Source organism: Pseudomonas sp. Pseusp15 (genome assembly GCF_059492165.1).
On the sequence record NZ_CP168523.1, the window covers coordinates 3,196,573 to 3,222,814 of the forward strand.

Genomic DNA, 26,242 nt, shown 5'->3' on the forward strand with positions numbered 1-26,242 from the left:
AAAATACGGATCAGATCCGCGATTCACGCCCCTGTAGGAGCCGCCGAAGGCTCGGGCCGCGTTCGAACGATCTTTTGATCTTAAACACGTCGCCCTGGCTATGTGGCATCTGCTAATGATTTCACATGAGTCGCAAAATCATCGTGTATCTGTTGAAACCCGCAGCGAAGGTAAAATGCCGATCCCTCTGGGGTATCCGTGGATAGGCGCACGACAAGGAATCTCTTAGCCGCATATTCCAGAAGCCGCTCCACCAGAGCTTTACCCACATTCTGGCCCCTTGATGCGCGCGCGACGTATACCCGCCGTAGTCTCCCGATATCCGACCCGGCATATGGATCATATGAAAGACCACCGATGGCCATCAGTTGCCCGTTGCGGAAGGCTCCCAAAAGACATTCACCTGGTTGATCGAATCGATTCGACCCGTTTTTCCAATCTGCAACCAAGCGCGTGAGAAACCTGAAACCCTCTGTAACGGCCTCCGCTTCCAGTATCAGGATTTCCGGAGGAAGTGCTGATATCTGACGTATCGTCAGTTCGCCCGTTGACGTAATCACTCGATATCCCTTGTTTGCTTTGGCACCCTGCCTGACTCATCTATGTGGACACCACGGCGTCAGGTGTTTTACACACAACCTCGTAGGAACTGCCGAAGGCTGTGATCTTTTGATCTGACCCGAGACCTCAATCCACAATGAACAACTTCGCACCGCTGGTGGTAAACGAGCGATGTCCCTCGGCATCGTTGCCCACCTGATAGCTCATTCCGGCAGTCAGCGTGAACTGGCGGCCATCTTCCAGTTCTGTGTGTAACTCGCCTTCCAGGCACAACAGGATATGACCTCTCCAGCACCAGTGATCGGCCAGATATCCGGGGCTGTATTCAACCATCCGCACACGCGTTGAACCAAACTGGCAGGTCCGCCAATAGGCCATGCCCGTCTGGCCGGCATGTTCGACCGGTTCGATCTTCGACCAATCGGTAGTCCCAAAGGGGATGGCGGTAAGGTCCATTATTGCCTCATCAACTTGAAGTGAATACGGACCCTATCAACCGGGCCACGCTGCCGATAGACACAGATAGCCCACATTTACGGAATACAGGCTTGAGAGCAAAAACTAGTTGCCCCGCCCGCCACCAAACGACCACTCATCTGCCGCGGTCGTGGTAATCACCACCATCACGTCCTCAGAATCGATGCCCGGCGCTCGGCCCAGTTTCTCGACCAGGTTGCGATAAAAACGCTGTTTCGTCTCGATGTCTCGAGGGCGACCGGCAGTAATCACGATCAGCACAAAGTCATCACTACGAGGACCGCCCAGGTAGTCGGGATCAAAGATCAGCTCGCCCGTTTCATGTTGGTGAATGACCTGGAATCGATCAGCCATCGGCACTTCGAAGCTTTCTACCAAGGCGTCGTGCAGCCCTTGTGAGAGGGCCTGTAAATACTCGGCAGACTTTCCCCGGTGCAGTGAAATACGTGCAAATGGCATTAAGACCTACTCCTGAAAATCCAACTGACAGGGGAAAACTATCAAGTCGCGATCATTCCGAATATCAGATTTAATAGCGGCCTTAGTCCCGAATTAATGGATGATTCGATGCGCCGTCCGACCTTCGATCTTGATGTGCTGCGTACTTTCGTGACCGGCGTGGAGTTCAACAGCTTCGCCAAGGCGGCGGATCGGCTCAATCGCTCGACGTCTGCCGTGAGCGCACAACTCAAGAAGCTTGAGGAACAGGTAGGCACGCCAGTGCTGTCAAAATCCGGTCGAGGGCTGGTGTTGACGCCGGTGGGTGAAACCCTGCTCAGCCATGCACGCCGACTGCTTGAACTGAACGACAGCATTTTCCAGACCCTGCACGAAAGCCAGACCGCCGCCACGGTACGCCTGGGGCTTCAGGAAGACTTTGGCGAACACTTTCTCAGCGACATTCTGCGACGCTACGTCAAGATGTACCCGATGGTGAGGCTCGAAGTCAGGATCGCGCGCAATGCCGAACTGCTTGCATTGATCGACAGCGGCGGCCTGGACCTGGCCCTGTCTTGGGACACAGGGCACAAGTCCCCCTACGCCACGCACCTGGGTGAAACGCAGATGCACTGGATCGGGCCTCGTGACTCGCCCGCCATCAACCGCTCTGTCGATTCCCCCCTGCCATTGATCATGTTCGACGCCCCTTGCGTGTTGCGCAGCGCGGCCACCCAGGCACTGGATGAGGCGCGGATTCCCTGGCGAATCGCGCTGACCAGCCCCAGCGTCGGTGGAATCTGGGCGGCCGTTGCGGCCGGTTTGGGCCTCACGTTGCGAACCCGCATTGGTCTGCCAGGGCATCTCGCCGTGATTGCCGGTCTACCCCCGCTGCCGACCCTCGGCTATGTGCTTTATCGAGGGGCAGAACACTTGGCGCCTGCCCCCCGACAATTGGCTGCGTTGATACAAACGAGTCTGCAAGAGCAGGCGTTCAGTATGACTAGAGACTCCCCCGCTTGATGCTGCCTAAAGCAGGTCGCTCAAAGTGTCGTACTTGTAGTACTGGCTGTAATTCAGAACATCTCGAGGTGTCACCTTTTCCGGAAAAGGGCTGTACATCGGGTCATCGATCCGATGGAACTTGAGCGTATCGGGAGCCGCTGCGTCAGGTACGTAAGCGGCGGCGGGATGCTTCGCTTGCCATGCCGCCCAGAGCCGGTCGACATTGCAATGATGCAGAAAGAACACCGGGTCGTTTGGCGAAGACGACAACCCCATGTCACCGCCGACCCACACATGGACGTTGTTGTGAATGCGTTCTTTGCCAGTCCATCCCTCGATGTAGTTGCGCGCACCACCGGTGGATTGCGCCGCGTCGTAGGGCACTTTGTCATACAGGGTATTTTCCTGGATGACCTTGCGTACATTGGCTCGGCTGGGCAGCGCCCCACCTCCCCCCAGATAACGCACCAGGGGGCGGTTTACCCGGCCCAGTTCCATGGTGCGGCCATCACCCATCAGTCGTACCCGCCACTTCCCGTCCACGAACTGTCCAAGGTACTGATTCGACCAGATGACTGATGTCCTGGGGTCCTGAAGTTCCGCGTCAGTGTTCCAGTCCCAATATGGAATTCGAAAGTGTGGGTCATTTACCGCTTTGCGAAGCAACGATTCCAGCCGCACTAGAAAGTAGCGATGCCACGGTAAAAATGATGGGCCTCCATGCGCAGCATTCCTGGCCATCTGCCCCGCAGGCGTTGAAATCATCATGGCCCGGTGGTGCCAGGCCACCAAGGAGTCATAAATCGAGAGATTGGCCTGCCCAGGCCAGGGATTCAGCGCAGGATCCTTGAGCAGCTTCACCCCTTCGACGTATTTCTGAAGCGCCGCGAGATCTTTGACAGCATTAGACCTGATCATGATGTGCTCCGTGATCATGGTGAACGGGATGGTCGGAGTGCTCTCCCCCGTCGCCATTGCCCTTGGCGAAAGACTCGGGATAGGCATCGATCACCGCTGTCATCAAATCGAGAGCCGATCCGTAAGAAACGAATGGAGTGGCATGCGTATGGACCTGTCCAGCATCGTCCACAAACAGATGCGCCTGGACCGGGGCCCCATCCACCTCCACCTGGTAGGTGGTCACGATCCGGACAACGTGCCCTTTGTGATTAATCTCGCGAACCGTCCTGGCCTCATGGCCTGCATGCGGGTCCACGTACTCGGGAAACTGCTCCTTGATCCACGCAGGGTGCATTTTGTCAGGATCAGTGATGGATATCTCGGCGAGAGCAGCTATGTCGGGCGGGCTCAACAGCACGTTGGCTTCGGTAGCTGAGGGTTCAGGGCTGGAGACATTTTTCCTTGTCATGATTCCTCCTGGAGTGTGCCCCCGGACGATTGCCCGGACTGGCTGGAGAAAGTGTAGTTGGTGATGGGTAGAGATGCTGTTGAAGCCAGAATAATGGGACCGGATGCATCTCTCCTGGGGGGCGGACATTCAGTTTGAACACGGCTGCCAGTCCTCTGATCCCTTGCCAGGAAAGAATGATCAGTGGTGAGCCTTGACTTCATGGCTACCAGTTATATGCCTGGACTGGTTGAGCACAGGCAGTTGGTGACCGTAGATACCGCCTTGAACTTCACCTACTCCTGCGGATCAATCTGACCCAACAGGATATTGACGTCAAAAAACAGAAGTCGCGCGATTACAGCTAAGGGGTTGGGCGTGAAATATAGGCCTATGATTTATATAGACTTTTAAAAAAGTCGGAATTGGTAGCGCAGAGTTATCTAGAGGCTTCTATTATTTCGTTATCGCCGAATTCGGCCCAATCATTATTATGCGTCAACGACAACGCAAGCCCTTAATCAACAATTATGGGAGGGTAACATGTCGACAAAAAAAATAACTGCCTTACTCGTGCTGGCTTTTAGCTTTTTCGGAGTGACGAGTTGTGCCAACATAAGAAATTATTCAGAAGTCTCAAGCGAAAGAAACAAGAGCATTGTTCCTGATATCGACTATTATGACCTTGCATACAATGTAGATGTTATTGTGCTTCCTGCAGAAATAAAAACCAAAGAAAATGCAGATACAGACAACAACTTTCCAGGTGAATTACAAATTTCAAACTGGGGAAATTCCATCAAGAATGCGACCCAGAAAGAAATTCATAACAGTGATCGCTTTATCGAATTTGGACATTACAGCGGCCGCATTGAAATAAGTACAGAAATATCTTCAGTATCTATAAGCAACGCCCGAGGCGGGACTCGATCGAAATGCAATGTTGTTTACACATATAAAGATTTAGCGGCAGGAAAAATACTCTCCAGGCATGACAGTGCCATTGAATTAATAGCGCCCCCCTCTGCCATACCAAAAACCAGCAATAGCTTTTCTTACAGCCTTGATCAACTGACATATGCTATTGCTCGCGAGGCGATTTCTGGCCTCATTCGATTGTCGCCTGTTGCCGACATCCAGCTAACACAGAAGCAAGTGAAATTTTATAATTCAAATATCAAAAGAAAACCCAACCAAATTATTAGCTACGTGCCGATTGACAGTCTTATCCACAAGAACAAAAAAGAACTGAACTCTGCTTTTTCAATGGCCAAGAAAACGCAAAAAAACAGCAATAAGCCGACAAAGAAAAACAAGCCAACAGTTAAATTAGACACCGTCTCCGCTCCCGCCGCCCACCCTCTGAAATCTAATAAAGCTAGTGATACACCCACCGCAAACACCGTGACATCGAGTGAAAACACTGTCAGTCAGAACTCAAGCCAGGCTGCGACTGAAAACAAGAAAGACGATAGTAATTCAAGCAAAATAGCTAGTTCATCGGAGCGCTTGAAGGATGGGGCCATTAAAAACAATGAGCCCAATGATGACAGCAGTGGATATATAGCCACCCCGGAAAACCATCAACCTCAAATCGATGTATCGGCAGAGCAAGAAAGAGCATTGGATGAATGTTTGAAGAAGGAAAAAGAAAAGTTACAGGGAGCGACTGACAATGTCGCTTCACGTACCGGATATACAACCGTGTCGGGACTCTATCAACCTCAAAACAAGATATTAGCAGCGCAAGAAAGAGCAATGGATGAATGTTTGAAGAAGGCAAAGGCAAAGTTACGGTGAGCGACTGGCAATGCTGCTTCACGTACCGGATATACAGCCGCGCCGGGACGGCAGCAGAAGAAATCGCGCAGGCGTTAAGCCAAGCCAAAATACCCGGGCTGCACGCCATCAAAAAGATAAAGCCAAAGGACTTCGAAGATGATCTTGAAGGGCAACAAGGCATCATTTTCTTCAAGGATTTCTGGCGCCGAGGCAACGAGACCTTCGGCAATCGCAGCGGCGATCATATTGACCTATGGAACGGGCGTAGACTCACGGACTGGCTGAGCTACCCTCGTATTCAGTTGGGTTTTTCCATTGAGGGCAGTTTCTCCGACTACCACGAGTCGAAGGAAATATGGTTTTGGAAGGTCATATGAAAATTGTTAAAGGGACATTGTTCGTCATCCTTGTTGTTGCCCTGGCCGTTGGGGCGTTTAATTTGATATTCGTGGCAGTGTCTGGCTACTTTGAGCCGTTCTACGAGAGTGAGGCAGACCAAAGTCGAAACTTTGCGATTTGGCTTTTGGGTAATGCGGGGGTTGGGTTGCTTTCGGCTGTCATGGGTGTCGTTTTGTATCGGCGATATCTGCGACACGCGAACACCACGAACACGTAGGAGCTACCGAAGGCTGCGATCTTTTGATCTTTCGCCCACAAAAAAGCCCACTGACCGTCACCGGTTCAGTGGGCTTTTGACAGGGCTTCTAGTTACAGAGCCATATCCGTCGCAGCATTGGCCTTCGGCGCCTTAGCCGGAGCAGCCGGAGCAGCAGCCGGAGCCGCCACCTGACCAATCACCGGCGGCGGAGTCAGCTCCAACACCTTGGCGGTGTAAGCCCACTCTTGAGCCACTTTCTCAGGGCTGTTGTTCAGCTGAGTGCCGTAGCTAGGCACGATCTGGTGCAGTTTTTCCTGCCAGGCTGGGGTGGCAACCTTGTCCTTGAACACTTTCTGCAGCACGGTCAGCATGATCGGTGCGGCAGTCGACGCGCCTGGCGATGCGCCCAGCAGGCCGGCGATGGTGCCGTCTTGCGAAGCAACGATTTCGGTACCCAGCTTCAGCACGCCACCGGCGGCTTCATCACGCTTGATGATTTGCACGCGCTGGCCGGCTTGCCACAGGCGCCAGTCTTCGGCTTTGGCATTCGGGAAGTATTCTTTCAGGGCATTCATGCGGTCTTCGTCAGACAGCATCAGTTGGCCTGCCAGATACTCGACCAGTGGGTATTCCTTGATGCCGACGCGGGTCATTGGCCACACGTTGTGCGTGGTGGTGGTGCTCAGCAGGTCCAGGTACGAGCCTTCTTTGAGGAACTTGGTGCTGAAGGTCGCGAATGGGCCAAACAGGATGACGCGCTTGCCGTCCAGGACACGGGTGTCCAGGTGCGGAACCGACATTGGCGGTGCGCCAACGGAGGCTTTGCCGTAGGCCTTGGCCAGGTGTTGTTCGGCGATGGCCGGGTTATCGGTGACCAGGAACGAGCCGCCAACCGGGAAGCCTGCGTATTCCTGAGCTTCAGGAATGCCGGACTTCTGCAGCAGGTGCAGTGCACCGCCGCCCGCGCCGATGAACACGAACTTGGCGTCGGTTTCGGTTTTGGTGCCGTCTTTCAGGTTTTTGTAGCTGACGCGCCAGCTGCCGTCTGCGTTCTTGGTGATGTCTTGCACTTCGCTAGACAACTTCAAGTCGAACTTCGGCGTGGTTTGCAGGTGCGCGACGAACTGGCGGGTGATCTCGCCAAAGTTCATGTCGTTACCGAGCGGGCTCCAGGTGGCCGCGACTTTCTGGTTCGGGTCACGCCCTTCCATCATCAGCGGAACCCATTTCTTGATCACTGCCGGGTCTTCGGAGTACTGCATGCCGGCGAACAGCGGGCTTGCTTGCAGGGCTTCGTAGCGCTTCTTCAGGAACTTGATGTTGTCATCGCCCCACACAAAGCTCATGTGCGGAGTGGAGTTGATGAACGAACGCGGGTTCTTCAGCACGCCTTGCTGAACTTGCCAGGCCCAGAACTGACGGGAGATCTGGAAGGCTTCGTTGATTTCAACGGCTTTCGTGATCTGAACTTTGCCCTTGTCGTCTTCCGGGGTGTAGTTCAACTCGGCCAGGGCGGAGTGACCGGTACCGGCGTTGTTCCAGCCGTTGGAGCTTTCCAGGGCGACGCCATCGAGGCGCTCGACCATTTCCATCGACAAGTCGGGTTCCAGCTCATTGAGCCACACACCCAACGTTGCACTCATGATGCCGCCGCCAATGAGCAGCACATCGACTTTCTTTGCCTCCGCGTAAGCGGACGTGATCCCCATCGACAAAGCCAGCCCCAGCAGGGCTGTGTTCAGTTTCTTAAACATTTGTAGCACCTATGATAAACGCCATCCGCCTCCAACCCTCATTCATGAGCAACCCAGGTTCACGGGTACGCAGGCAGCGTGCCGCGGGTTTCTGCATTCAGAAAGATTTGAAGGTGGGCACACAAGGCCGACGTGTCTCCATCGACCTCAGTTATATGTCCCTCGTGCACTGACTTCTTATCATTATTGGCTCAGCTACTTGAGCGACATTGATTCTGCCGCACGTCTGTGGACGTACGAACCGAATAAGTCAAACCAAGTTAATGCGACAGAATATCACGCCTCGGCCAGCCTGCGCGCCCGAAAGGACTCGACAGTCTAGACGGGACGAGGCCCGTGCTCAGCGTTTTTGCTCAAACGATCCAGCACAAACGCCTTGGCGTTGCGCGTCATTTGGTCGAGATGCCGGTCGCGCTGCTTTTCCGCATCGATCATTGCCCGCTTGCCGTGTTTTTGCAGCAGATACGTATGTATCTGCCGCACCTCCAAAGAACTGTAGATCGAGGTGACATCCAACAGACCCATCAGGCCTTCAGTGCCGTGATCCCGGGTGTTCATCAGCACCTGAGTGCCGCGCACGCCCAGCACTTGAAAACCCATCGACTCGAACCAGGGCACCTTGGCGACGGTGCATGTCAACTCGGCATGGGGGTAGCGACCGAGCATGTCTTGCAGCATCGCCCGCGCGACACCCTGTCGCCGGTGACTGGCCTGCACCGCCATGTACGCCACGCCGCAGGCCTCGGGATCGTCCTTGACCGGCAGGTACAGCAAAAACCCGATGACCTTCTCGGGATCTTCATCATCCATGGCGACGATCAACTCGACCGCAATGCCTTTGGCGCCGCCGAGCGCTTCCAGGTAGAGATGAACCTCATAGCCCACCGCGTATTGATAGACGTTGTACAACGGGTTGCTCGGCGCGATGCCTACCATGCTGATGTCGGTCAGGTTGTCGACGACCATCTGCAGAATCTGGCTGTTGATGGGCTCCGGGCATGGAGTGGCAAAGTGGGTGAGCTGGGGCATTGCGTTTCTGACTCCGGGTTAAGGCTTACTGAGCATCAGCCCGGCCATTGTCACAGATCGAGCCCCTCGCAGGAAAATCAACGCTGCGGCGCGACGATGCGGAAGCGGATGTCGATGTCGTTGGAGACCACCGTATCGGCCCACTCCCCCTCCCCGATCTTGAAGTCACTGCGTTTGAGAATGATGTTGCCATCGAAAATCCCGATGGCCTGCTCCGGCTTCAACAGCACCTTCACCTGCAACTCGCGCGTCATGCCCCTGAGGTTAAGTTTGCCGGTGATCAGATAGCGTTGATTGCCCAGCGCTTTCACCCGGGTCGATTCAAAGGTCGCCACCGGATAGTCCGCCGTGTTGAACCAGGCAGGCTTTTGCAGCTCGGTATTGGCATCGCTGCTGCCGGCGTCGATGCTGGCAAGGTCGATGGTCATCCTGGCATGGGCCGCGGTGGGGTTTGCCGTGTCGAAATCGAGCGTGGCGTCGAATTTGCCGAAGGTGCCGTACACCCTGGAGCCGAACTGGTTATAGGTGAAGGAGATCTTGCTGGCGGTGGTGTTGACCCGGGTGTATTCAACGGCTTGGGCACAGGGCAAGACGCCGATCGTGAGGATGGCGAGCAATGCGGCGAAACGCGGGAATCGAAGAGGCATGGAATTCTCCGGGTGGAATGCCCTTCAGGGATTGAAGTGCAGCACCCGTGTGGCTGCGATAGCTGGACTTAAGCAAATATTCGAGGGTTATTCCAGCCCAGCAGAGCCCCTGCTCCTCAAAAGCCCGGCCCCACGGGTCTTTGGACTCGCCGGAAAGCCCGATGTGCCTAAAGTTGTGCTCTTGGCCGCCGACTCCCTTTTACTAACTCCTCTTACGAAGGACCGTAAAGTAGTGAACCTACAGCGTGAAATTGACGAGGTTTACGAAAGAAAAGCCTTCGAACGGCCACTGTTCTATTCCTACCCGGGAGGTTTGCGATTCAGCCTTTCCGAAAAGGGAACTGCCATTGAACAGTTTCTCCTGGCGCTTCAAAAAGCACGGTGCATTTGCGAGGACATATTCTCCGAGGAAGGATCGCTCGTTGTCTGTCTTCGTGTTCGTTCCAGAGCAAATCCATTTGCACACCGACCTGTTCTAGCGGAGCTTCGGGCGGCCGGTATCAAGATCCCCTCGAATCATTCCCGATGGCTTAACCCCATTCATCCGGACAATTGGTTTAATGAACATGAAGAAGAGCATTGGGCAAATGTCGCCTTTCATGCCCCATTGTCGCTACTTCAGAACTTTCTATGGTGTGCATTGGCGAAGGACATTGGAGACATTCGGCCCCGCCCGTTTTGTGACATCTACTTTTTCAACCTGAACCTGCAGGTTATGGCATTTCCCTACGATGATCGCGGCATGGATGTCGTCGGACCGAACAGGACTGCCCTGGCGCAGCTGTATCAGAAACATCAGCGTTTTTTACTAACCCATGATAGACCAGTGATGGATGAGGTATTCGGAGTCCAGGAACCCCATTGTAGATAACGCTGACAGCGACGCCTGGACTCCAAAAAATTTGGGCTCGATGGGGCGTGAAACAACCCGAACTGCTCTTCGATAAAGGAAAGTGCAATGCCACCGCTGATATGGGACCCGTTTGACCTTTTCAACGTACTTGGGGTTGCTCCTTCTGAAGGAGAGTCCGGGATCTCGCACCAGTACATCGTCGAACAGGGCGCTGTCAGACTGCAATTGACCATTTGGCAATTTGATTGCGATGTTGAAGTCCAGCTGTGGGCGGCTCCGCTACCAAACCCAATAGTGCGGTACTCAATGCTCGATTGCCCGGGTATACGCGTCGTTAACGATAAACGTGGTCGTTTTTTAGAGTTCGCTGCGTCTAATACCTTCTCGGGTCGCTACGACGGCTATTCAGTCATTCCTTACGGTTTAAGACTCTGGATTGATCCGCAAATTTTTCTTGAGCCATTCACCTACTCGTGATTGGTGCTCCCACGTCTTTACCCAGCCTGCCATTACTGGATAATGGCCCCCTGCCACAACCAGGCTCTGACCTTGATTTCTCAAGGTTTTATATTGCTACAGCCTGACAGTCACCTTCAAGGACGGACGATCGGCTACGGAACAAGGAATCAGCACCGTGATATCCCAGCAAGACTCAGCAATACCGCTTACCCGCACTCAGAAATTCACCTCGTTGATCACCCGCGGCATGGCAGGCCTCAGCGTCGTGCTGGGCGCCATGTGGGCGTTAATCACCTATGCCGTGCCGGACCCGAGCGTGTTCGGTTTCAGCTTCATCAGCTGGAAAAACGTGGTCCTGCTGGTGAGTGCATTCATATTTCTGGGAGCCGTTTCAATCGGCTGGCAGATTCGTAATTTCACGCCGATGCTCCGCGGCGCGTTGCAGTTTTTCATGATCGCCGGCTTGTCTTTCGGCTTCTTCATCCTAGGCACCGAATACGCCAAGCCCTCTTTCGAGTTCGCCAAACTGCAAGCCAAAATAGTCGAAAACGAAGGCAACAACCTGCTCGGCAAACGCATGGAAGTGCTGGATAACATTCGCATCGAACTGGAGGGTTGCGAGAACATCGGCCGTCTGCCCACCTGCACTTTTGAACTGACCAATCTGAACGTAGACCGCAGCTTTCGCTTCGACGACGGCACCCGGCTATTCGACGAGTCTGGCGGTCCACTGAAGTTCGAGTCGATCCGGGTGGGCCAGGTCGAGGACAACGCCTGGCTGCGCTTTCAGCTGATTCGCAACGTACCTACACGCGTTACGCTGATCTTCCAGCAGAGCAACAGCAAACTCAGCAAAACACCAGCGATCAAGTTGGTGTTTCGAGATGGGAATGATGAGACGCTTACCGTCAAATTCAGTGAGATTGTAATGCGCTAGTTGTTGGAATAAAGGCTCTCTACTGACCACTACGGCGCAGGCACATACTCTTCGGTAATAACGAGACTATGTATAAGCCCCAACCACCCACTTCACTTTCTCCAGCGCCTCCCTGAGCGCCCCCATCTCCACGGAGCCCAGCGCCAGGCGAAACGCATGTGGAACGTTGGCCGACGTGGCAAACGGATCGGCGGTTGAAACCGAGACGTTTTCCCGCATCAACGCCATGGCGATCTGGTCGGCCCGTGCGTCTTCCGACAATGGCAGCCAAAGAAAATACGACGAGGGGTGGCGAATACAGCGCAGCCCCGCCAGTACCTCGCCGGCCACGATTTGCCGGGCCTGCGCGTCCCGGCGCTTTTCGGCTTCCAGTTGCATGACGGTGCCGTCGTCAAGCCAGGTGGTGGCAATCGCCGTCATCACACCCGGGGTATTCCAGGTGGTCGCTTTGATTGTGCGTTCCAGCGCTGGCACGTTCTGCAGGGGGGCGGCGACGAAGCCGACGCGCAGTCCGGTGGCCACGCTTTTGGAGAGCCCTGACACGTAAATCGTCCTCTCGGGGGCGAGTACCGCCAGCGGCGCGGGTGGATTTTCGGCGAGGAAGGCGTAAGCGGCGTCTTCTATGATCAGCAGCCCATGCTGGCGCGCAATCGTCACCAGGTGTTCCCGTTGCTCGGCACTCATCACCCAGCCCAGCGGATTGTGCAGGGTCGGCATCGTGTACACAGCCCGCACGCGTCGATGCCGGCACAGGCTTTCCAGCGCTTGCAGATCAGGCCCGTGATCGAGCACCGGAATGGGCACGATTTCAAGGTGCAGCGTGTCGGCCAGGACCTTGAACCCCGGGTAGGTCAACGCGTCCGCGGCAATCACGTCACCGGGTTGCAACAGCGCCATCATCGTCACCGCCAGCCCTTGCTGGGCGCCGGTGACGATCAGCACTTGCTCAGCCTCGACCGTCAGCCCTCGAACGCGCAGATGGCGCGCTACAGCGGCGCGCTCATGGGGTCGCCCGGCGTGTGGCTGGTAGCGCAGCAACGCTTCCAGATCACCGGCCGAGGCGAGCTGACGCAGGGCATTGCGCAACAGTTCTGCCTGCCCAGGTAGCGCCGGATAGTTGAAGTTCAGGTCGGTCATGCCGGCGGCAACGCTGTGTTGATCGATAGCCTGGTTGGGCGACCACGAGGTTTCCCTGACGAACGTCCCCCGCCCCGTCTCCCCGCTGACCAGGCCCATGGCTTCCAGCTCCGCATAGACCCGGCTAGCCGTCACCAGGGCCAGGCCTTCCGTGGTCGCCAACTGACGGTGAGTCGGCAAGCGTGTGCCCGGCAACAGGCGCCCTGAACGAATATCCGCGGCAAACGTATCCACCAGTGATTTGTAGCGGGAACGAGGCATGAGCAGATGTATCCATGACAATATTTTGATTGTATTGAGTTTCGTCCATACGATGCCTTCCATGCAACCTGAGCATGAAGGGGATCCAGAATGGAACGCACATCGAACCTGCAACAGCACACCACGGAAAAGACCGCGAGCGGATGGCTCAACGGGTTCATTGGCGTGCTCATCTTCAGCGGCTCGCTGCCGGCGACACGGGTGGCCGTTCTACAGTTCGACCCGGTCTTCCTGACGGTTGCCCGGGCCAGTATCGCTGCCATTGTGGCGCTGTGCTTGCTGTTGCTGTTCAAGGAAAAACGCCCGGCCAGGCATCAGTTGCTCTCCCTGGCCATCGTGGCCCTGGGCGTTGTATTAGGGTTTCCGCTGTTGACCGCACTGGCGCTGCAATATGTAACGTCTGCGCACTCCATCGTCTTCGTTGGCCTGTTGCCGCTCGCCACCGCAGCGTTCGGGGTCTGGCGCGGCGGCGAGCGGCCCCGGCCGGTGTTCTGGTTCTTCTCGGTGCTGGGCAGCCTGCTGGTGGTGGGGTTTGCCGTCTCCCAAGGCCTGACGGCCTCTCCTGCGGGGGACATTCTGATGTTGCTGGCGATCCTGGCGTGCGGGTTGGGCTATGCCGAAGGTGCGAAGCTTTCCAAGACTCTGGGAGGCTGGCAGGTGATTTCCTGGGCGCTGGTGCTGTCGCTGCCCGTCATGGCGCCGTTGACCTGGTTGCTGGCCCCGCCTTCGCTCTCGGCAATTACCCCGCCTGCGTGGTTGAGCCTGGCTTACGTGTCGCTGTTCAGCATGTTGATTGGCTTTGTGTTCTGGTACCGCGGGCTGGCTCAGGGCGGGATTGCCGCCGTCGGCCAGCTTCAGTTGCTGCAGCCGTTTTTTGGCTTGGCACTGGCGGCCACGTTGCTGCACGAGCAGGTCAGCGTTGCCATGCTGGGGGTGACCGTGGCGGTGATTCTTTGCGTGGCCGGGGCACGAAAGTTCTCGAAATAGACGGCTCGCGTGGCGAAACAAATCGGCCAGGGGCTTTTTTTAGAGCCCCTTTTCTATAGTGGCCAGAGCACTAAAGAGGCCCCGTCAGCTCCACGCTGTCGCGGTACTCCGGCACCGAGACCGACCAGCCCAGCTCCAGGCTGATGCGCCGGCGCAATACATCCGAGGCATTGGGTTCGCCATGTACCACATAGGTGTGTTTCGGCGGCCGCTTGAAGCCGCGCAACCACAGCATGATTTCATCGCAGTCGGCGTGTGCGGACAGGGTTTCCATCGGCACCACTTCGGCGCGAATCGGCACGTCCTTGCCGTGAATACGTACCGACGGGGCGCCTGCGATGATCTGCGCGCCGCGGGTGCCGCCCGCCTGAAAGCCCGGCACCAGCAGCGTATTGAGCGGGTTGGGCGCCAGCGCCTTGAGGTGGTGCAGCACCCGCCCGCCAGTGGCCATGCCGCTGGCGGCGATGATCACCGCGGGTGTGCGCTGCTGGTCCAGCTCGATGGAGTCTCTGGTGGAGCGCACAAAACGCGTGACACGGCACATGCCTTCGCACTCTTCCAGGGACAACCGGTGTTCACTGCGAAAGCGCTGGTACAAGCGCGTGACGTCGGTGGCCATGGGGCTGTTGAGGTAGATCGGCAGGTCGGGAATCGCGCGTTTTTGTTGCAAGCGATACAGGTGATACATCAGCAACTGCGCGCGACCGACCGCGAACGATGGCACCAGCGTGATGCCATGGCGCAGCGCGGTACGGGTGATGACCTCGGCCAGTTGATCCTCCGGGGATTCGTCGGGATGCCGACGGTCACCATAGGTCGACTCCACCAGCAGATAATCGGCCTGCTCGATTGTCTCCGGGGCAAACATCAATGGATCGTTCGGCCGCCCCAGATCCCCGGAAAACACCAGGGTCATGCCATCGGCGACGACTTCCACGGTCGCTGCGCCCAGAATATGCCCGGCACCGCGCAACAGAATGCTCATCCCCGGGACAATGTCGACCCGGTGGTGCAACTGCACCGGCCGCAGCAATTTCAATGCCCGCTCGGCGTCTTGCTCGGTGTACAGCGGCAAGGCCGGAGTGTGTTTGGAGAAGCCGTGGCGATTGGCGAACTCGGCCTCTTCTTCCTGCAAGCGGCCGCTGTCGCACAGCAGGATTTTCACCAATTCACAGGTGGCTGGCGTGGCATATACAGGGCCGCGATAGCCGTTGCGCACCAACACTGGCAGGTAGCCGCTGTGATCCAGATGAGCGTGGGTCAGCACAATGGCTTCGAGGTCGCGAACCGGCAACTGGAACGGGTCCCAGTTGTGCAAGCGCAGTTGTTTATAGCCCTGGAACAGACCGCAATCGATCAGCACATGCTGGTCGCGATGTTCCAGCAAGTACTTGCTGCCCGTGACCGTGCCCGCAGCACCGAGAAATGTCATTCGCATGGCCGTTTCCTTGAGCATTCATGGAGCACTATTGATCGCTCCTTTGCGCTTGTGGGCAGTTGATTTTTATCAATCTAGGTCACACTGGTTCATCTTCTTTGTCGAGCCGGGGCAATGGCTTGATGATCGTCAGGCTGCAGGGCGACCGGTTCAATACGCTTTCCGCCGTACTGCCGATGAATATATCGATCCCGCGATGGTAGGTCGTTCCCAGCACCACCATGTCGAAGGCATGTTGTTGCGCGAAATGGGCAATGACCTTGGGAGGGATGCCAGGCAGCAGATGGCGCCGTTGTTTCTCGACTCCGTAGCGTTCGGCAAGCGCTTCAAAGGCCTCCAACTGGGCATCGTTGACGGCGTCTTCCAAACTGCCATCGAGAGTCGCCGTCGGCACATTCACTTGCGCCTCCCCCAACTCCGACCAGCCGCTGACATTGAGCAGGTGCAAGGTGGCGCCGCAAGATTCGGCCAGGCTCGAAGCCAGGTCGAGAATCCGGTCATTGAGCCCTTGGGTCAGTTCCTCCAGATGGGACAAGTCGATGGTCGCCAGTATGCTCAACGGCTTGGGATTTGTGGCATCGATGACCAGGTGCAAGGGCGCCGGACAGTCGCGCAGCAACTGCCAGTCCAGCGGACGATGGAAAGCGCGATCGAGCGCTGATACGCGGTGGGTGTCCTTGATCACCAAGTCTGCATGGAAGTCATTCACGTACTCCAGCAGATGCGCCAGGGTCGGTCTGGCCCACACCACTTCAGTGCTCACTTGCACGCCTTCGCGTCGTTGAAACCGGGCTTGCTGCTCCAGCCATTGACGATGTACCTGCAAGTAACCTTCCCGCGCCTGGGCCATGGCGTCGTGGTCAAACAGGCCGGCCGCCGCCAGCGCCTGGACATAATCGAAAGCGACAATGTGCAGCATCGCACCGGTTGCACAGGCCAGGGCCCGCGCCCGATCGAACGCCGGGGTGCGGACCATTTCGGTCGGGGCAATCAATAGCAAACGTTGAATTTTCACCCTCACCCACCTCATCTGGATAGCTTCAGGTTGTGGCTCAAGTATCGGGGGGCTCTCGCCAGGCGGCTCTGATTTTTATCAACTAATGGCCGGCCAGCGATCGGCTTACCGCGCGACGCTCGAACCCGGCTGCCTGACCGCCAGAATGCTGCCCGGTACCGAGTACAACGCCCGCTCGGTGTTGCTGCCAATCAACCGGTCGATCCCCACGCGATGCACAGTGCCCATCACCACCACATCCGCCAGGTATTGCTCGACAAACTCGCTGATCACCGGCACCGGCAGGCCCATGACAAAGTGCCGACGCTCGGGAGGAACACCGTAGCGATCCGCCAGGGTGATAAACGCCCGGTGCAGGGATTCGCGCAACTCCTCGACGAAGTCCATGCCCCAGCCACCGGCGATCAGCGGCGCATCACCATTGAACGCCGGCGACAAGTCATAGGCGTACAGCAGGTGCAGCGGTGCATCGCATTGCAGCGCCAGTGCGTTGGCCGTCTGGATGATGGTGTCGTTCAGGCCACTGATTTGCGTCGCCGGATCGAACGGGTCCACGGCGGCCACGACCCGGTGCGGCAACCCGTAACGGACCTGATTGACCAGGTGCACGGGGATCGTGCATTCGCGCAGCAAATGGCAATCGAGCGGAGTGATGAACACCCGTTTGAGCGCCGGTTCCAGGGTGACATCCTTGATCAGCAGGTCGGGCTTGAGGTCTTCGACTGCCTTCAAAATGTCCAGCAACGGATGGGTGGTGAAGACCGCTTCAACCGTCACGTCCACGCCCTGCCCGCTGAGCCGCTCGACCTCGTCGGCCACCCAACGATGACAGTGGCGCAGATAACGCTGATACCCCGCCTCGTCGATTTTTTCTTCCCATAAATGAACAATCGGTGCCGGATCGACAAAGGCCCGCACATCCAGCGCGGCCCCGCTCGCCTTGGCCAGCGCGATGGCCCGGAGCAAGGCAGGAGACTGATGCAGGGTCCGGTCGGCGATCAGTAACAAACGTTGATATTGCCCCATCTCACACCTCCGCTCGAAACCGGTCCCTTACCCGCCGGCATGGGCCAAGACTGCGCTCGTTGCCCCCTCCCCGAGGTTGATTTACATCAAATACCCGCAAATGAACGCCCTCGTGACGGGTGTCTGATCCAGATCAGATTCAAGGGCTGCCAGTGGCGTAGAAAGGAATCAACCGCGTGATGGGTGAATACGCACCGACCTTTCAAACAAGATGGAGGATCATCCATGCTCACTGTCAAAGACCATAATGATCGGGCCGCGGCCGCCTATGCCGCAGTCCCCGGAAAATACTGGATCGAAGCGCTCAAGGACGGCCGCCATGTGCTGATCCGGCCACTGCTGGAAAAGGACCGCGAACTTGAATACGCCTTCATCAAGCGCCTGTCGCCCGAGTCCCGGCACATGCGTTTTCTCGCGCAGGTCAACGAGCCCGGTGCCGCCATGCTCGATCAGTTGATGGACACCGATAACAAACAGCGCATGGCTTACATTGCGCTGGTTCACGAAAACGGCAAATTGATCGAAATCGGCATCAGCCGCTACGCCGCCACGTCGGAACATGAGTGTGAGTGCGCGGTGACAGTCGCCGATGAATGGCAGCATCTGGGCCTCGGCACCGCCTTGATGGAGCATCTGATCAAGGCCGCCCGCAGAAACGGTTTTAATCAGATGTATTCGATCGATGCCGCAAGCAATACCCCCATGCGCGACCTGGCCAAAGCCTTGGGTTTCGAGCGGCACAATGACCCCAACGACAGCCGCCAGGTCATCCATCGTCTGTATATGTCATAAAAGCCGATTGCCCCACGACGTACCGGCCAACGGTCCGCCGTGGGGCAAGTCTACGTTCAGGATTACAACGACCTGTCGGGTTTGATCGCCAGCACACTGCAAGGGGCTCGGTGCAAGAGCTGTTCGGCAGTGGTCCCCAATAGCTTGTTCAACCCCGAGTGCTGCACCGTCCCCATCACAATGACATCGGTGTGATGGTCCTCAACGAACTTGCAAATACTCGGCACTGGCGCACCTTCGATGAAGTGCCGACGCTGCGACGGCACGCCGTGACGCTCGGCCAGTGCCGTGAACGCCTGGTGTTGCGCCGTGCCCATGGCTTCGTAAAGACCGGAGGCCAACGGGAGTGCGCCAACGCCCATGTCCAGGGCATACACGGCTGTCCAGTCATACGCATGCACCAACTCGATCTGCGCCTCACACTGTTCAGCCAGCTTGGTGGCGGCGTCGATAATCTGGTCATTGAACACCAGGTCCTGCTCTTCGCTGCGCAGCACATCGACGATGGCCAGCACGTTACGTGGCCGCGCGTTCCGGGCGTTGGTCACCAGATGCACCGGCACCGGGCAATCGCGCAACAACTGCCAGTCCAGCGGGGTGAAAAATACCCGTTTCAACGCCGACTCTTCCTGGGCGTCCTTGATGATCAGACTCAGCGACATCTCGTTGACGAATTGCAGGATTTCCTCGTAAGGGTGCTGTACCCACACCACCTCGCTGGTGACCTCGACGCCGTGCTTGCTTATCAAATGGGCTTGCTCGGCAAGCCATTGCCGATGGGTTTGCAAATAGCCTTCCCGGGCCTGGGCAATTTGCTCGGGGGCGAACAGGCCGGCGACGGCCAAGGCCTGCAAGTAATCGAATGCCACGATGTGCAGCGGCGATTGCATCGCGCGGGCCAACGCGGCGGCCCGGTCGAACGCCGGAGTACGGGTCATGGAATGGGGGGCGATCAACAGTAAACGCTGAGTCTGCGACATGGGACACCTCGGCACGCGGCCATCTCGATGCAATGAGTAGAACCCTAGAGTGATCGCAGCAGATTCAGGCGACTTGATCTTTGTCAGCTACAGCGCGCGTATGCCCGTTAATGCAGCAACATGCCCGCCCACATCGCCAACGTCAGCAAGACCTGGCCGGGAATGACATACGCGGCGAACCGTCGCCCACCACTGACCCAGGCCACCAGGCATTTGCTCAGGGAGTTACTGCTGATGGCAACCAGCGTGGGCCCGGCAATGGCGTCGAACGGCAACAGTCCGGCCTTGGCCAGGGCGCCAATGGACGCCGTCGAAGAATGGGCATCGGCGAAACCGGTGAGCGTCGTCGTGACCATCACGCCCACTTCGCCAAAGTGATTGAGCACCATCGAAGACACAAAGGTAACGCCGGTCATGGTCAGTGCGATGACCAACGCCAGCTTGAGGTTGAACGCACCGCCGACCTTGACCGGCTGATTGTCGCCACTCGCAGGTTTGGGCAACATCAGGCTCAAGCCATACAGGGCCGTGGCGGCGGCACCCAACAACAGCGGCCCCCACATGTAGCGCAATAGACCGATGTCGACCGCCCCCAGGATCAGGCCGACCTGAATGATGGTCGCCAGGTTGGACAGCATCGCTGCCGCACTCAAGACTTTGATGTTGCCTGGCTCCTTGGCGACAAGGTGCCCCATCGCGGCGATGGTCGCGATGCTGGAAGCAAACCCGGAGGCGATGGCGCTGACCACATAGCCGTAACGGGCACCCAGAGTACGAACGGCAATATGCCCGACCGCCCCGACGGCCATCAGCAACACCGTCAGGGTGCAAATGGTGCGCAGATTGATGGCGGCATAGGGGCCGATAAAGCGATCCGGCGCCAATGGCAACACCACCAGGGCGGCGACCAACAGCACCAGACCGTCGCGCATCTCCCCTTCAGTCAATTGGCTGCGCGCAAAATGATGCAGTTTTTGGCGATACGTCAGCAGCCCCGCCACCACCACGCCAATGGCGATGGCCAGTTCGGGCGCGCTGTTACACAACGCCCCCAACGCCAATACCGTGAATAACGCCACTTCACTGGTGACACCTGGGTCAGTGCCCAGGCTTCGCCAGTAAGCCACAGTGACCAGCAAGGCCACCGAAACCGCCATGATGCCCACCAGCAAACCACCACCGATTTGCATCGCCACATAACCCAGCAACGCAGTGATCGCGAACGTACGCAATCCGGCACAGGCGCGACTGTCCCCACGCCCCTTGTGCCGTTCACGTTCAAGGCCGACGAGCATGCCGATCCCCAGCGCAGCTGCCGCCCCTGTCAGGCCCAAGGTTTCGTTCATATGACTCCTGTCCGGGTAAGCCACAACCCCAAGACTGCACCGGCATGACGTAGGAGAGATTGATAGTGGTCAATGTTTTATAGATGGACCTGGCGCCCCCCGCCACACGTCGGGCAGCAAGCTGGATCACTCGCCAGATTGATAAAGATCAATCCCGGCCCCCCGGTCAGCGGCAGGATAAAAGCCAGAGAACCACTGCCCAAACGCAGGGGTGTCAGTGAGTACAGGAATATCTACGATTATTGACGGGAGTTTGGTCATGTCTGAGCAATCACGCTTCATGCTGGTCGTCTCGCCCCTGATGGAAAACAGCCCCGCGTTCGACCGCGCCGCTGCATTGGCCAAGGCCTCGGGCGCGGCCCTGCATATCGTCGCCTTCGATTACCTGCAAGGGCTGGCAACGGCGAGCATGGTCAACGAACAAGCGCTGGAGGAGATGCGGCTGGGGTATGTCGAGCGCCATCGGCAATGGCTCGAAGAACAGGCCCGCCCCTTGCGTAAAATCGGGGTGCCCGTCACCACGGAGGTGATCTGGGTTGAACGACCTTTGCAGGAAATCCTCATTCATCTCAAAGAACAGCCGATGGCGGTACTGATCAAGGCACTGGAATACGAGTCGCTGCTGTCACGGATCATGTTCACGCCCCTGGATATCCATTTGCTGCGCGAATGCCCGGTACCGCTGCATTTTGTCAGCCACGTGAAGCACGCGCTGCCGCGCAAAATCGTCGCCGCGGTCGATCCCTTCCATAGCAATACCCAGTACAAGGATTTCAACGACAGGATTTTGCGCGAGGCCTCGAAACTGGCCAGCACCTGTAACGCCCAGCTCGACGTGATCTACGCCCACGATCTTTCATCCCTCAGTGCGGACGAGTTCGATTTCGACAGTAGCTCAGCGCTGTTTTCCCCAGGCAAAGCCAAGACACTGTTTGATGCTCAGGCCGATGCCTTCCGTGAACTGGCCGAGCGCAATGGTATTGCGCCAGAGCAACAGCACATGATCATGGGCAACCCGACCAAGGTTCTTACCCAATACGCCGATGCCTACGACATCGACGTGCTTGTCATGGGCCGGGTCGGCCACCGGGGCGTGGGCCGACTGGTGGGCAGCACGGTGGAGCACCTGCTGTACAAAATGCCGTGCAGTGTCTGGGTGGTTTCACCTGAGGAACTGTAGAGGGCTGTTTCGCACCTGGCCTACCAACCTTTCAGACAAAGGACATCACCATGAACGACTTGAGTCTGCGTCAGAGCATTATGGATGAGCTTGAATTCCAGCCTGAGATCGATGCCGCCAACATCGGTGTGACCGTGGACAATGGCGTCGTCACGCTCACCGGGCACGTTAAGAGCTACGCGCAAAAAGTCAGCGCGGAACGCGCGGTAAAAAGCATAAAAGGGGTACGCGCCGTGGCCGAAGAAATTCAGGTCAGGCCGATGAAAGGCGCCGGCACGGCGGACGATGCCATTGCCTCCCGCGCCTTGAATATCCTCACCTGGAGCTCCGACATTCCCGAGCAGGACATCAAGGTCATTGTGCAGAAAGGGTGGATCACCCTTGAAGGCGAAGTGGACTGGCAGTACCAGAAAGAAACCGCCGAGATGGCCGTGCGCAAGCTGTCGGGAGTGGTAGGTGTGGACAATCGGCTCGTCCTTCGTCCGCAAGTGAACGTGGACGATATCCAGCGTCGTATCGAAGAAGCCCTCAAGCGCAATGCCGAAGTCGATGCCCAGGCAATTCACGTCAAGGTCGAAGGCGATGTGGTGAAGCTGGAAGGCAAGGTTCATTTGTGGCGCGAACGTAAGATCGCCGAACGTGCCGCCTGGTCAGTACCGGGGGTGAGGCAAGTGGATGATCATCTGCGCATTGCCTGAGTCAATGGGCCCGGGGAGCCTGTAATTCCCCGGGATACCAAGCACTTGCGACGGGCCAACGGTTCTCCGTTTGTCGATTGCTTCCGGCGATCTTCCGAACGGAATCCGTGCCCTGGCGCACAACACCTATGCTTTATATATAACCCCCATGGCGCCATTGACATGACCGAAGTCCGCCTGCTTCAGGGTCAACACCTCAAGGCTGCCTGTTCCAATTGCAGTGTATTAGAGTTTTGCCTGCCTTTTGGTCTCGACAAACTGGAACTCGAGCGCCTGGACAAGCTGATTTTGCAACGGTTCAAGGTCAGGAAAGGCGCCCCCCTCTACCGCGCAGGCGATCCCTTGCACTTGCTGTATGCGATCCGTATTGGCTCATTCAAGACCAGCGTGCTGTCGCTCGATGGCCGCGAGCAGGTCACCGGATTCCAGTTGCCCGGCGAGATGCTCGGCCTGGACGCCATTAGCGCCGAAGAGCACACCTGCAATGCATTTGCTCTGGAGGACAGTGAAGTCTGTCCCATCCATTTTTCTCAGCTGGAAAAACTCGCCCGGGAGCTGCCGGCACTGCAACACAACCTGAACAGGTTTCTGAGCCGTGAAATCGTCCGCGATCACGATCTGCTGATGATGTTGGGCAACATGAACTCGGATGAGCGTCTGGCCGCCTTTCTGCTGAACCTGTCGCAGCGCTTGAGCATGCGAGGCTACTCATCGAACCAATTCATACTCAAGATGCGGCGCGACGAAATAGGCTCCTACCTGGGGTTGCGCCTGGAAACCATCTGCCGGGGTATCTCCCACCTGCGGGAACAGGAACTGGTGGAAATAGCCGGTCGTGAAGTCAAGGTGCTGAACATGCACGGGCTCAAGCAGCTGGTCGCCGGTTGCCATTCAGCGATCCTCCACTGACGCTGCACGGCTTTTCAGCGCTTATCAAGGTAACGAAACAACTCTTCCTCCTGGTCGAAGTGCAGCCGCACGAGGGTATCCAGGCGGATCAACTGATGTTGGATCTCATCGACAGAAGCTGTTGCAGGGTCGGCACTGAAATCCGTGCTCATGCGCGCCAGCAAATGGATCAGGCGAAAGATCTCGCGGTGGACGTGGCTCATCGCCGACATGGGGTCCTCGCCGGGCAGGCTTTGCGTCAACAGCGGATACAGGTTTTTTTCGTCGTCCCGTTCATGGCGGGCCAGTGATTCCTGCAGGTTTTTTACCAGCGCCAGCAAGTCGCTCTGCGCTTGCTCGAGTGGGCGCTGGGCGAAGTCGCTTGCCAGTTGATGCAGATCGCTGAGTACCGAAGCGAGCTGGTCGTGTTCGTCTTGCAGATGATCGATATGCTCGGCGGCCAGCTTGCGTTGGCGCAAACCCGGTAACGGCCCCAATGCACGCAAGGCATTGAAGATGATCACCACGTCGATGCCCTCCTGCACCACGGCACCGACCAGCGGCGGCAAGTAGCCGAAGGCGGCTACCCCCATGGCCAGCACCGACATGCCCATGCCGGCCAATACGCCTTGACGGGCGATGTGGCGAGTCTGACGGGCGATGTCCAGCGCCTCGACCAGACGGTCCAGACGATCCACCAGCAGCACCACGCCCGCCGCTTGCGCGGACGCCGTGGCACCGCTCGCCCCCATGGCCACCCCGACATTGGCCGCCGCCAGGGCGGGGGCATCATTAATACCATCACCGACCATCAGTGTGCTGGCGTGCTGGCAGGCATCCTGTACCGCACGCACCTTGTCCCCAGGACTCAACCCGGCACGCAACTCGTCGATCCCGGCCGACAATGCAATCATCTCGGCGGTTTCCACGCGATCGCCCGTGAGCATGACGATCCGCTCGATGCCTCGGTTGCGCAGTCGGCGCAGGGTCAGCGGGGTTTCCCGACGCAGCTTGTCGGAGAAGATCAGCAGGCCCGCGAGTGCCCCATCCACTTCAATGAAGCTGCCGCTGCACGCCAGGTAATCCATGCGACGCAGCATGCTGGTGGCCCAGTCGCCAACCGGCGATTCATTTTGAACAAACGACAACGTGCCGAAGCGCACCCGCAGACCATCGATCAACCCGCAAAGACCGGAGCCCGGACTTTCCTCGACCGCCTGCGGCACGCTGAGCGGCAATCCACGCTGACAGGCCGCCTCGACAATGGCTTGGGAGATGGGGTGCGTCGAGGCCTGTGCCAGCGAAGCGGCGAGACCCAGCAGACGCTGCGGATCGAGCGCTCCGTTGGTCTCGATCGACTGCAAACGGGCGTGGCCGCTGGTCAACGTGCCGGTCTTGTCGAGAAACACTTGCTTGACCTCGGCCAGCGCTTCCAGGGTGACGCCGTCCTTGATCAGGATCCCGCGCCGCGCTGCCCTGGAAATACCTGACATGATCGAAATCGGTACAGCCAGGATCAACGGGCAAGGCGTGGCCACCACCATAACTGCCAGCGCGCGCAAAGAGTCGCCACTCAGGTACCAGGCGATGCCGGCAATCAGCAATGTCAGCGGTATGAAGAACAACGCGTAACGGTCGGCCAAACGCACAAAAGGCGCGCGCGATCGCCGTGCGGCTTCAGCCAGGCGCACGACCCCGGCGTAGGTGCTCTGCGCTGCGGTTCGAGTGGCTGTCAGCAGCATTGGCGTACCGACATTGGTCACCCCGCTGGGCAGTAGCTCTCCTTCCAGGCGGGTGACCGGCAATGACTCGCCGGTGAGTGCCGACTCGTCGAGAATCGCCGTGGGGCTGAGTAAACGGCCATCGACCGGTACCACTTCCCCCAGGCGCACAAGCAGCGTCTGATGCGGCTGGATCTGCTCGACCGGAATCTGCCGTAAATTGCCGTTCTCCTGCAGCCAGGCAACGCGTGGCGCCCGGTCGACCAGCGCACGCAGTTCGCGTTCGGCGCGTTGTTGGGTGAAGAACTCCAGGATGCGCCCCGACGCCAGCATCAAGGCAATCACCGCCGCCACCAGCGTCTGCTGAAAAAACAACGCGGCGGCAATCGACAGCAGAGCGATAAGGTCCACACCCGCTTCGCGCCGGGCCAGGCGCCTGACAATCTCGACGAGCAGCACCAGGGCCATCACCAGACTGCCCGCGGCCCAGCAAATCGAGGCCCAGTCAGACTTGTGAGCAACCTGCGCAATGCCCCCGGCCAGCAGGGTCAGGGTGGTGAGCAGCAATAAAACCGGGTCCAGCCACTTACTGAACATCGATGTGGGTTCCTCAAGAAACGCTGCGCAGCCCTCGTTGTACAAATGCCTGCGGCTCATCGCCGTCATGGGTAGAGCTTAGGTCTGGAATGCCCGGCATGTTCGCTGCGCGCTATCAATTGAAGCCTCACCAGGCGTTAGCGCAATGGCCGCTGCGGGACAAAATCGCTGTGTGCTTTCTTTCTGATTTAAATCAAACAGCCAGGGGCCGTTCACGTAGACATTTAGAGTCAGCGTTCACACCGTCGTATCTGCGGTCAGCGCTCATTCTTTCGTTTCGTGGAGGCC

27 protein-coding genes are annotated in these 26,242 nt (G+C 57.6%); 12 read left to right on the forward strand and 15 right to left on the reverse strand.

All coding sequences use genetic code 11. The annotated features are described in order from the left end of the window. Positions 1–98 precede the first annotated feature (98 nt). The 3 genes from ACEN8R_RS14410 to ACEN8R_RS14420 all read right to left on the reverse strand — a co-directional run bounded on the left by ACEN8R_RS14410 (position 99) and on the right by ACEN8R_RS14420 (position 1,497). Positions 99–560: a GNAT family N-acetyltransferase gene (locus ACEN8R_RS14410; RefSeq protein ID WP_018928160.1), complete on the reverse strand. Its 462-nt coding sequence runs from the start codon at positions 558–560 to the stop codon at positions 99–101. A 127-nt stretch (positions 561–687) separates the two neighbouring features. Continuing rightward, positions 688–1,017 carry a DHCW motif cupin fold protein gene (locus tag ACEN8R_RS14415; protein ID WP_018928161.1) on the reverse strand — a complete coding sequence of 110 codons (330 nt, stop codon included), beginning with the start codon at positions 1,015–1,017 and terminating at the stop codon, positions 688–690. 105 nt (positions 1,018–1,122) lie between these two features. Next, positions 1,123–1,497 (reverse strand): tautomerase family protein, encoded by a 375-nt coding sequence (locus tag ACEN8R_RS14420; RefSeq protein WP_018928162.1) that lies wholly within the window; start codon positions 1,495–1,497, stop codon positions 1,123–1,125. Between the two features lie 108 nt (positions 1,498–1,605). Here ACEN8R_RS14420 and ACEN8R_RS14425 point away from each other — a divergent pair, with 108 nt between their 5' ends. Then, positions 1,606–2,499 (forward strand): LysR substrate-binding domain-containing protein, encoded by an 894-nt coding sequence (locus tag ACEN8R_RS14425; protein WP_018928163.1) that lies wholly within the window; start codon positions 1,606–1,608, stop codon positions 2,497–2,499. Positions 2,500–2,505: 6 nt separating this feature from the next. Here ACEN8R_RS14425 and ACEN8R_RS14430 read toward each other — a convergent pair whose 3' ends face one another. Beyond that, positions 2,506–3,399: a tyrosinase family protein gene (locus ACEN8R_RS14430; RefSeq protein ID WP_018928164.1), complete on the reverse strand. Its 894-nt coding sequence runs from the start codon at positions 3,397–3,399 to the stop codon at positions 2,506–2,508. Then, positions 3,386–3,850, reverse strand: coding sequence for a hypothetical protein (locus tag ACEN8R_RS14435; RefSeq protein ID WP_018928165.1), 465 nt, complete (start codon positions 3,848–3,850; stop codon positions 3,386–3,388). The genes ACEN8R_RS14430 and ACEN8R_RS14435 overlap by 14 nt, the downstream gene beginning before the upstream one ends. Before the next feature lie 522 nt (positions 3,851–4,372). On the opposite strand from ACEN8R_RS14435, the gene ACEN8R_RS14440 reads away from it, so the two are divergent. From ACEN8R_RS14440 to ACEN8R_RS14450, 3 genes are read left to right on the forward strand one after another with little or no spacing between them, the layout of a single operon-like run. After that, on the forward strand, positions 4,373–5,629 hold the full coding sequence (locus ACEN8R_RS14440) for a hypothetical protein (RefSeq protein ID WP_018928166.1): 1,257 nt from the start codon (positions 4,373–4,375) through the stop codon (positions 5,627–5,629). Further along, a complete protein-coding gene (locus ACEN8R_RS14445) occupies positions 5,596–5,988 on the forward strand; it encodes a T6SS effector amidase Tae4 family protein (protein WP_018928167.1) in 393 nt (130 codons plus the stop codon). The genes ACEN8R_RS14440 and ACEN8R_RS14445 overlap by 34 nt, the downstream gene beginning before the upstream one ends. Further along, entirely contained in the window at positions 5,985–6,227 is a 243-nt protein-coding gene (locus ACEN8R_RS14450) for a hypothetical protein (RefSeq protein WP_018928168.1), read from the forward strand. The genes ACEN8R_RS14445 and ACEN8R_RS14450 overlap by 4 nt, the downstream gene beginning before the upstream one ends. 92 nt (positions 6,228–6,319) lie before the next feature. On the opposite strand, the gene mqo is transcribed toward ACEN8R_RS14450, so the two are convergent. From mqo to ACEN8R_RS14465, 3 genes are all read right to left on the reverse strand, one after another. Next, positions 6,320–7,963 carry a malate dehydrogenase (quinone) gene (gene mqo / locus ACEN8R_RS14455; RefSeq protein ID WP_018928169.1) on the reverse strand — a complete coding sequence of 548 codons (1,644 nt, stop codon included), beginning with the start codon at positions 7,961–7,963 and terminating at the stop codon, positions 6,320–6,322. 318 nt (positions 7,964–8,281) lie between these two features. Next, a complete protein-coding gene (locus tag ACEN8R_RS14460; protein ID WP_018928170.1) occupies positions 8,282–8,992 on the reverse strand; it encodes a GNAT family N-acetyltransferase in 711 nt (236 codons plus the stop codon). Positions 8,993–9,069: 77 nt separating this feature from the next. Further along, positions 9,070–9,639: a YceI family protein gene (locus ACEN8R_RS14465; RefSeq protein ID WP_018928171.1), complete on the reverse strand. Its 570-nt coding sequence runs from the start codon at positions 9,637–9,639 to the stop codon at positions 9,070–9,072. Between ACEN8R_RS14465 and ACEN8R_RS14470 the strand changes: the two genes are divergently transcribed. The 3 genes from ACEN8R_RS14470 to ACEN8R_RS14480 all read left to right on the forward strand — a co-directional run bounded on the left by ACEN8R_RS14470 (position 9,638) and on the right by ACEN8R_RS14480 (position 11,888). After that, a complete protein-coding gene (locus tag ACEN8R_RS14470) occupies positions 9,638–10,510 on the forward strand; it encodes a DUF3885 domain-containing protein (RefSeq protein WP_245846272.1) in 873 nt (290 codons plus the stop codon). The two genes, ACEN8R_RS14465 and ACEN8R_RS14470, sit on opposite strands and share 2 nt — an antisense overlap. An 87-nt stretch (positions 10,511–10,597) precedes the next feature. Beyond that, positions 10,598–10,969: a hypothetical protein gene (locus tag ACEN8R_RS14475; RefSeq protein ID WP_018928174.1), complete on the forward strand. Its 372-nt coding sequence runs from the start codon at positions 10,598–10,600 to the stop codon at positions 10,967–10,969. Positions 10,970–11,126: 157 nt separating this feature from the next. Beyond that, positions 11,127–11,888: a hypothetical protein gene (locus ACEN8R_RS14480; RefSeq protein ID WP_018928175.1), complete on the forward strand. Its 762-nt coding sequence runs from the start codon at positions 11,127–11,129 to the stop codon at positions 11,886–11,888. Between the two features lie 66 nt (positions 11,889–11,954). Here ACEN8R_RS14480 and ACEN8R_RS14485 read toward each other — a convergent pair whose 3' ends face one another. Then, positions 11,955–13,286 (reverse strand): aminotransferase-like domain-containing protein, encoded by a 1,332-nt coding sequence (locus ACEN8R_RS14485; RefSeq protein ID WP_018928176.1) that lies wholly within the window; start codon positions 13,284–13,286, stop codon positions 11,955–11,957. 90 nt (positions 13,287–13,376) lie between these two features. Between ACEN8R_RS14485 and ACEN8R_RS14490 the strand changes: the two genes are divergently transcribed. Further along, a complete protein-coding gene (locus ACEN8R_RS14490; RefSeq protein WP_018928177.1) occupies positions 13,377–14,273 on the forward strand; it encodes a DMT family transporter in 897 nt (298 codons plus the stop codon). A gap of 70 nt (positions 14,274–14,343) precedes the next feature. Here the strand turns inward: ACEN8R_RS14490 and ACEN8R_RS14495 are convergent, their stop codons facing one another. From ACEN8R_RS14495 to ACEN8R_RS14505, 3 genes are all read right to left on the reverse strand, one after another. Then, positions 14,344–15,711: an MBL fold metallo-hydrolase RNA specificity domain-containing protein gene (locus tag ACEN8R_RS14495; RefSeq protein WP_495624153.1), complete on the reverse strand. Its 1,368-nt coding sequence runs from the start codon at positions 15,709–15,711 to the stop codon at positions 14,344–14,346. Positions 15,712–15,790: 79 nt separating this feature from the next. Further along, on the reverse strand, positions 15,791–16,726 hold the full coding sequence (locus ACEN8R_RS14500) for a universal stress protein (RefSeq protein ID WP_086945374.1): 936 nt from the start codon (positions 16,724–16,726) through the stop codon (positions 15,791–15,793). Between the two features lie 105 nt (positions 16,727–16,831). Then, positions 16,832–17,752, reverse strand: a complete 921-nt coding sequence (locus ACEN8R_RS14505) for a universal stress protein (RefSeq protein ID WP_495624154.1) — start codon at positions 17,750–17,752, stop codon at positions 16,832–16,834. 225 nt (positions 17,753–17,977) lie between these two features. On the opposite strand from ACEN8R_RS14505, the gene ACEN8R_RS14510 reads away from it, so the two are divergent. Then, positions 17,978–18,544: a GNAT family N-acetyltransferase gene (locus ACEN8R_RS14510; RefSeq protein WP_495624155.1), complete on the forward strand. Its 567-nt coding sequence runs from the start codon at positions 17,978–17,980 to the stop codon at positions 18,542–18,544. A gap of 62 nt (positions 18,545–18,606) precedes the next feature. Here ACEN8R_RS14510 and ACEN8R_RS14515 read toward each other — a convergent pair whose 3' ends face one another. Beyond that, complete coding sequence (locus ACEN8R_RS14515) at positions 18,607–19,524, reverse strand: universal stress protein (RefSeq protein WP_018928182.1); 918 nt, start codon at positions 19,522–19,524, stop codon at positions 18,607–18,609. Between the two features lie 107 nt (positions 19,525–19,631). Beyond that, positions 19,632–20,870: an MgtC/SapB family protein gene (locus tag ACEN8R_RS14520; RefSeq protein ID WP_018928183.1), complete on the reverse strand. Its 1,239-nt coding sequence runs from the start codon at positions 20,868–20,870 to the stop codon at positions 19,632–19,634. 259 nt (positions 20,871–21,129) lie between these two features. Between ACEN8R_RS14520 and ACEN8R_RS14525 the strand changes: the two genes are divergently transcribed. The 3 genes from ACEN8R_RS14525 to fnr all read left to right on the forward strand — a co-directional run bounded on the left by ACEN8R_RS14525 (position 21,130) and on the right by fnr (position 23,657). Beyond that, complete coding sequence (locus ACEN8R_RS14525; protein WP_018928184.1) at positions 21,130–22,050, forward strand: universal stress protein; 921 nt, start codon at positions 21,130–21,132, stop codon at positions 22,048–22,050. 50 nt (positions 22,051–22,100) lie between these two features. Beyond that, on the forward strand, positions 22,101–22,748 hold the full coding sequence (locus tag ACEN8R_RS14530; RefSeq protein ID WP_018928185.1) for a BON domain-containing protein: 648 nt from the start codon (positions 22,101–22,103) through the stop codon (positions 22,746–22,748). A 162-nt stretch (positions 22,749–22,910) separates the two neighbouring features. Beyond that, on the forward strand, positions 22,911–23,657 hold the full coding sequence (fnr, locus tag ACEN8R_RS14535; RefSeq protein ID WP_018928186.1) for a fumarate/nitrate reduction transcriptional regulator Fnr: 747 nt from the start codon (positions 22,911–22,913) through the stop codon (positions 23,655–23,657). 14 nt (positions 23,658–23,671) lie between these two features. Here the strand turns inward: fnr and ACEN8R_RS14540 are convergent, their stop codons facing one another. After that, on the reverse strand, positions 23,672–25,954 hold the full coding sequence (locus ACEN8R_RS14540; RefSeq protein ID WP_495624156.1) for a heavy metal translocating P-type ATPase: 2,283 nt from the start codon (positions 25,952–25,954) through the stop codon (positions 23,672–23,674). Positions 25,955–26,242: the final 288 nt, after the last annotated feature.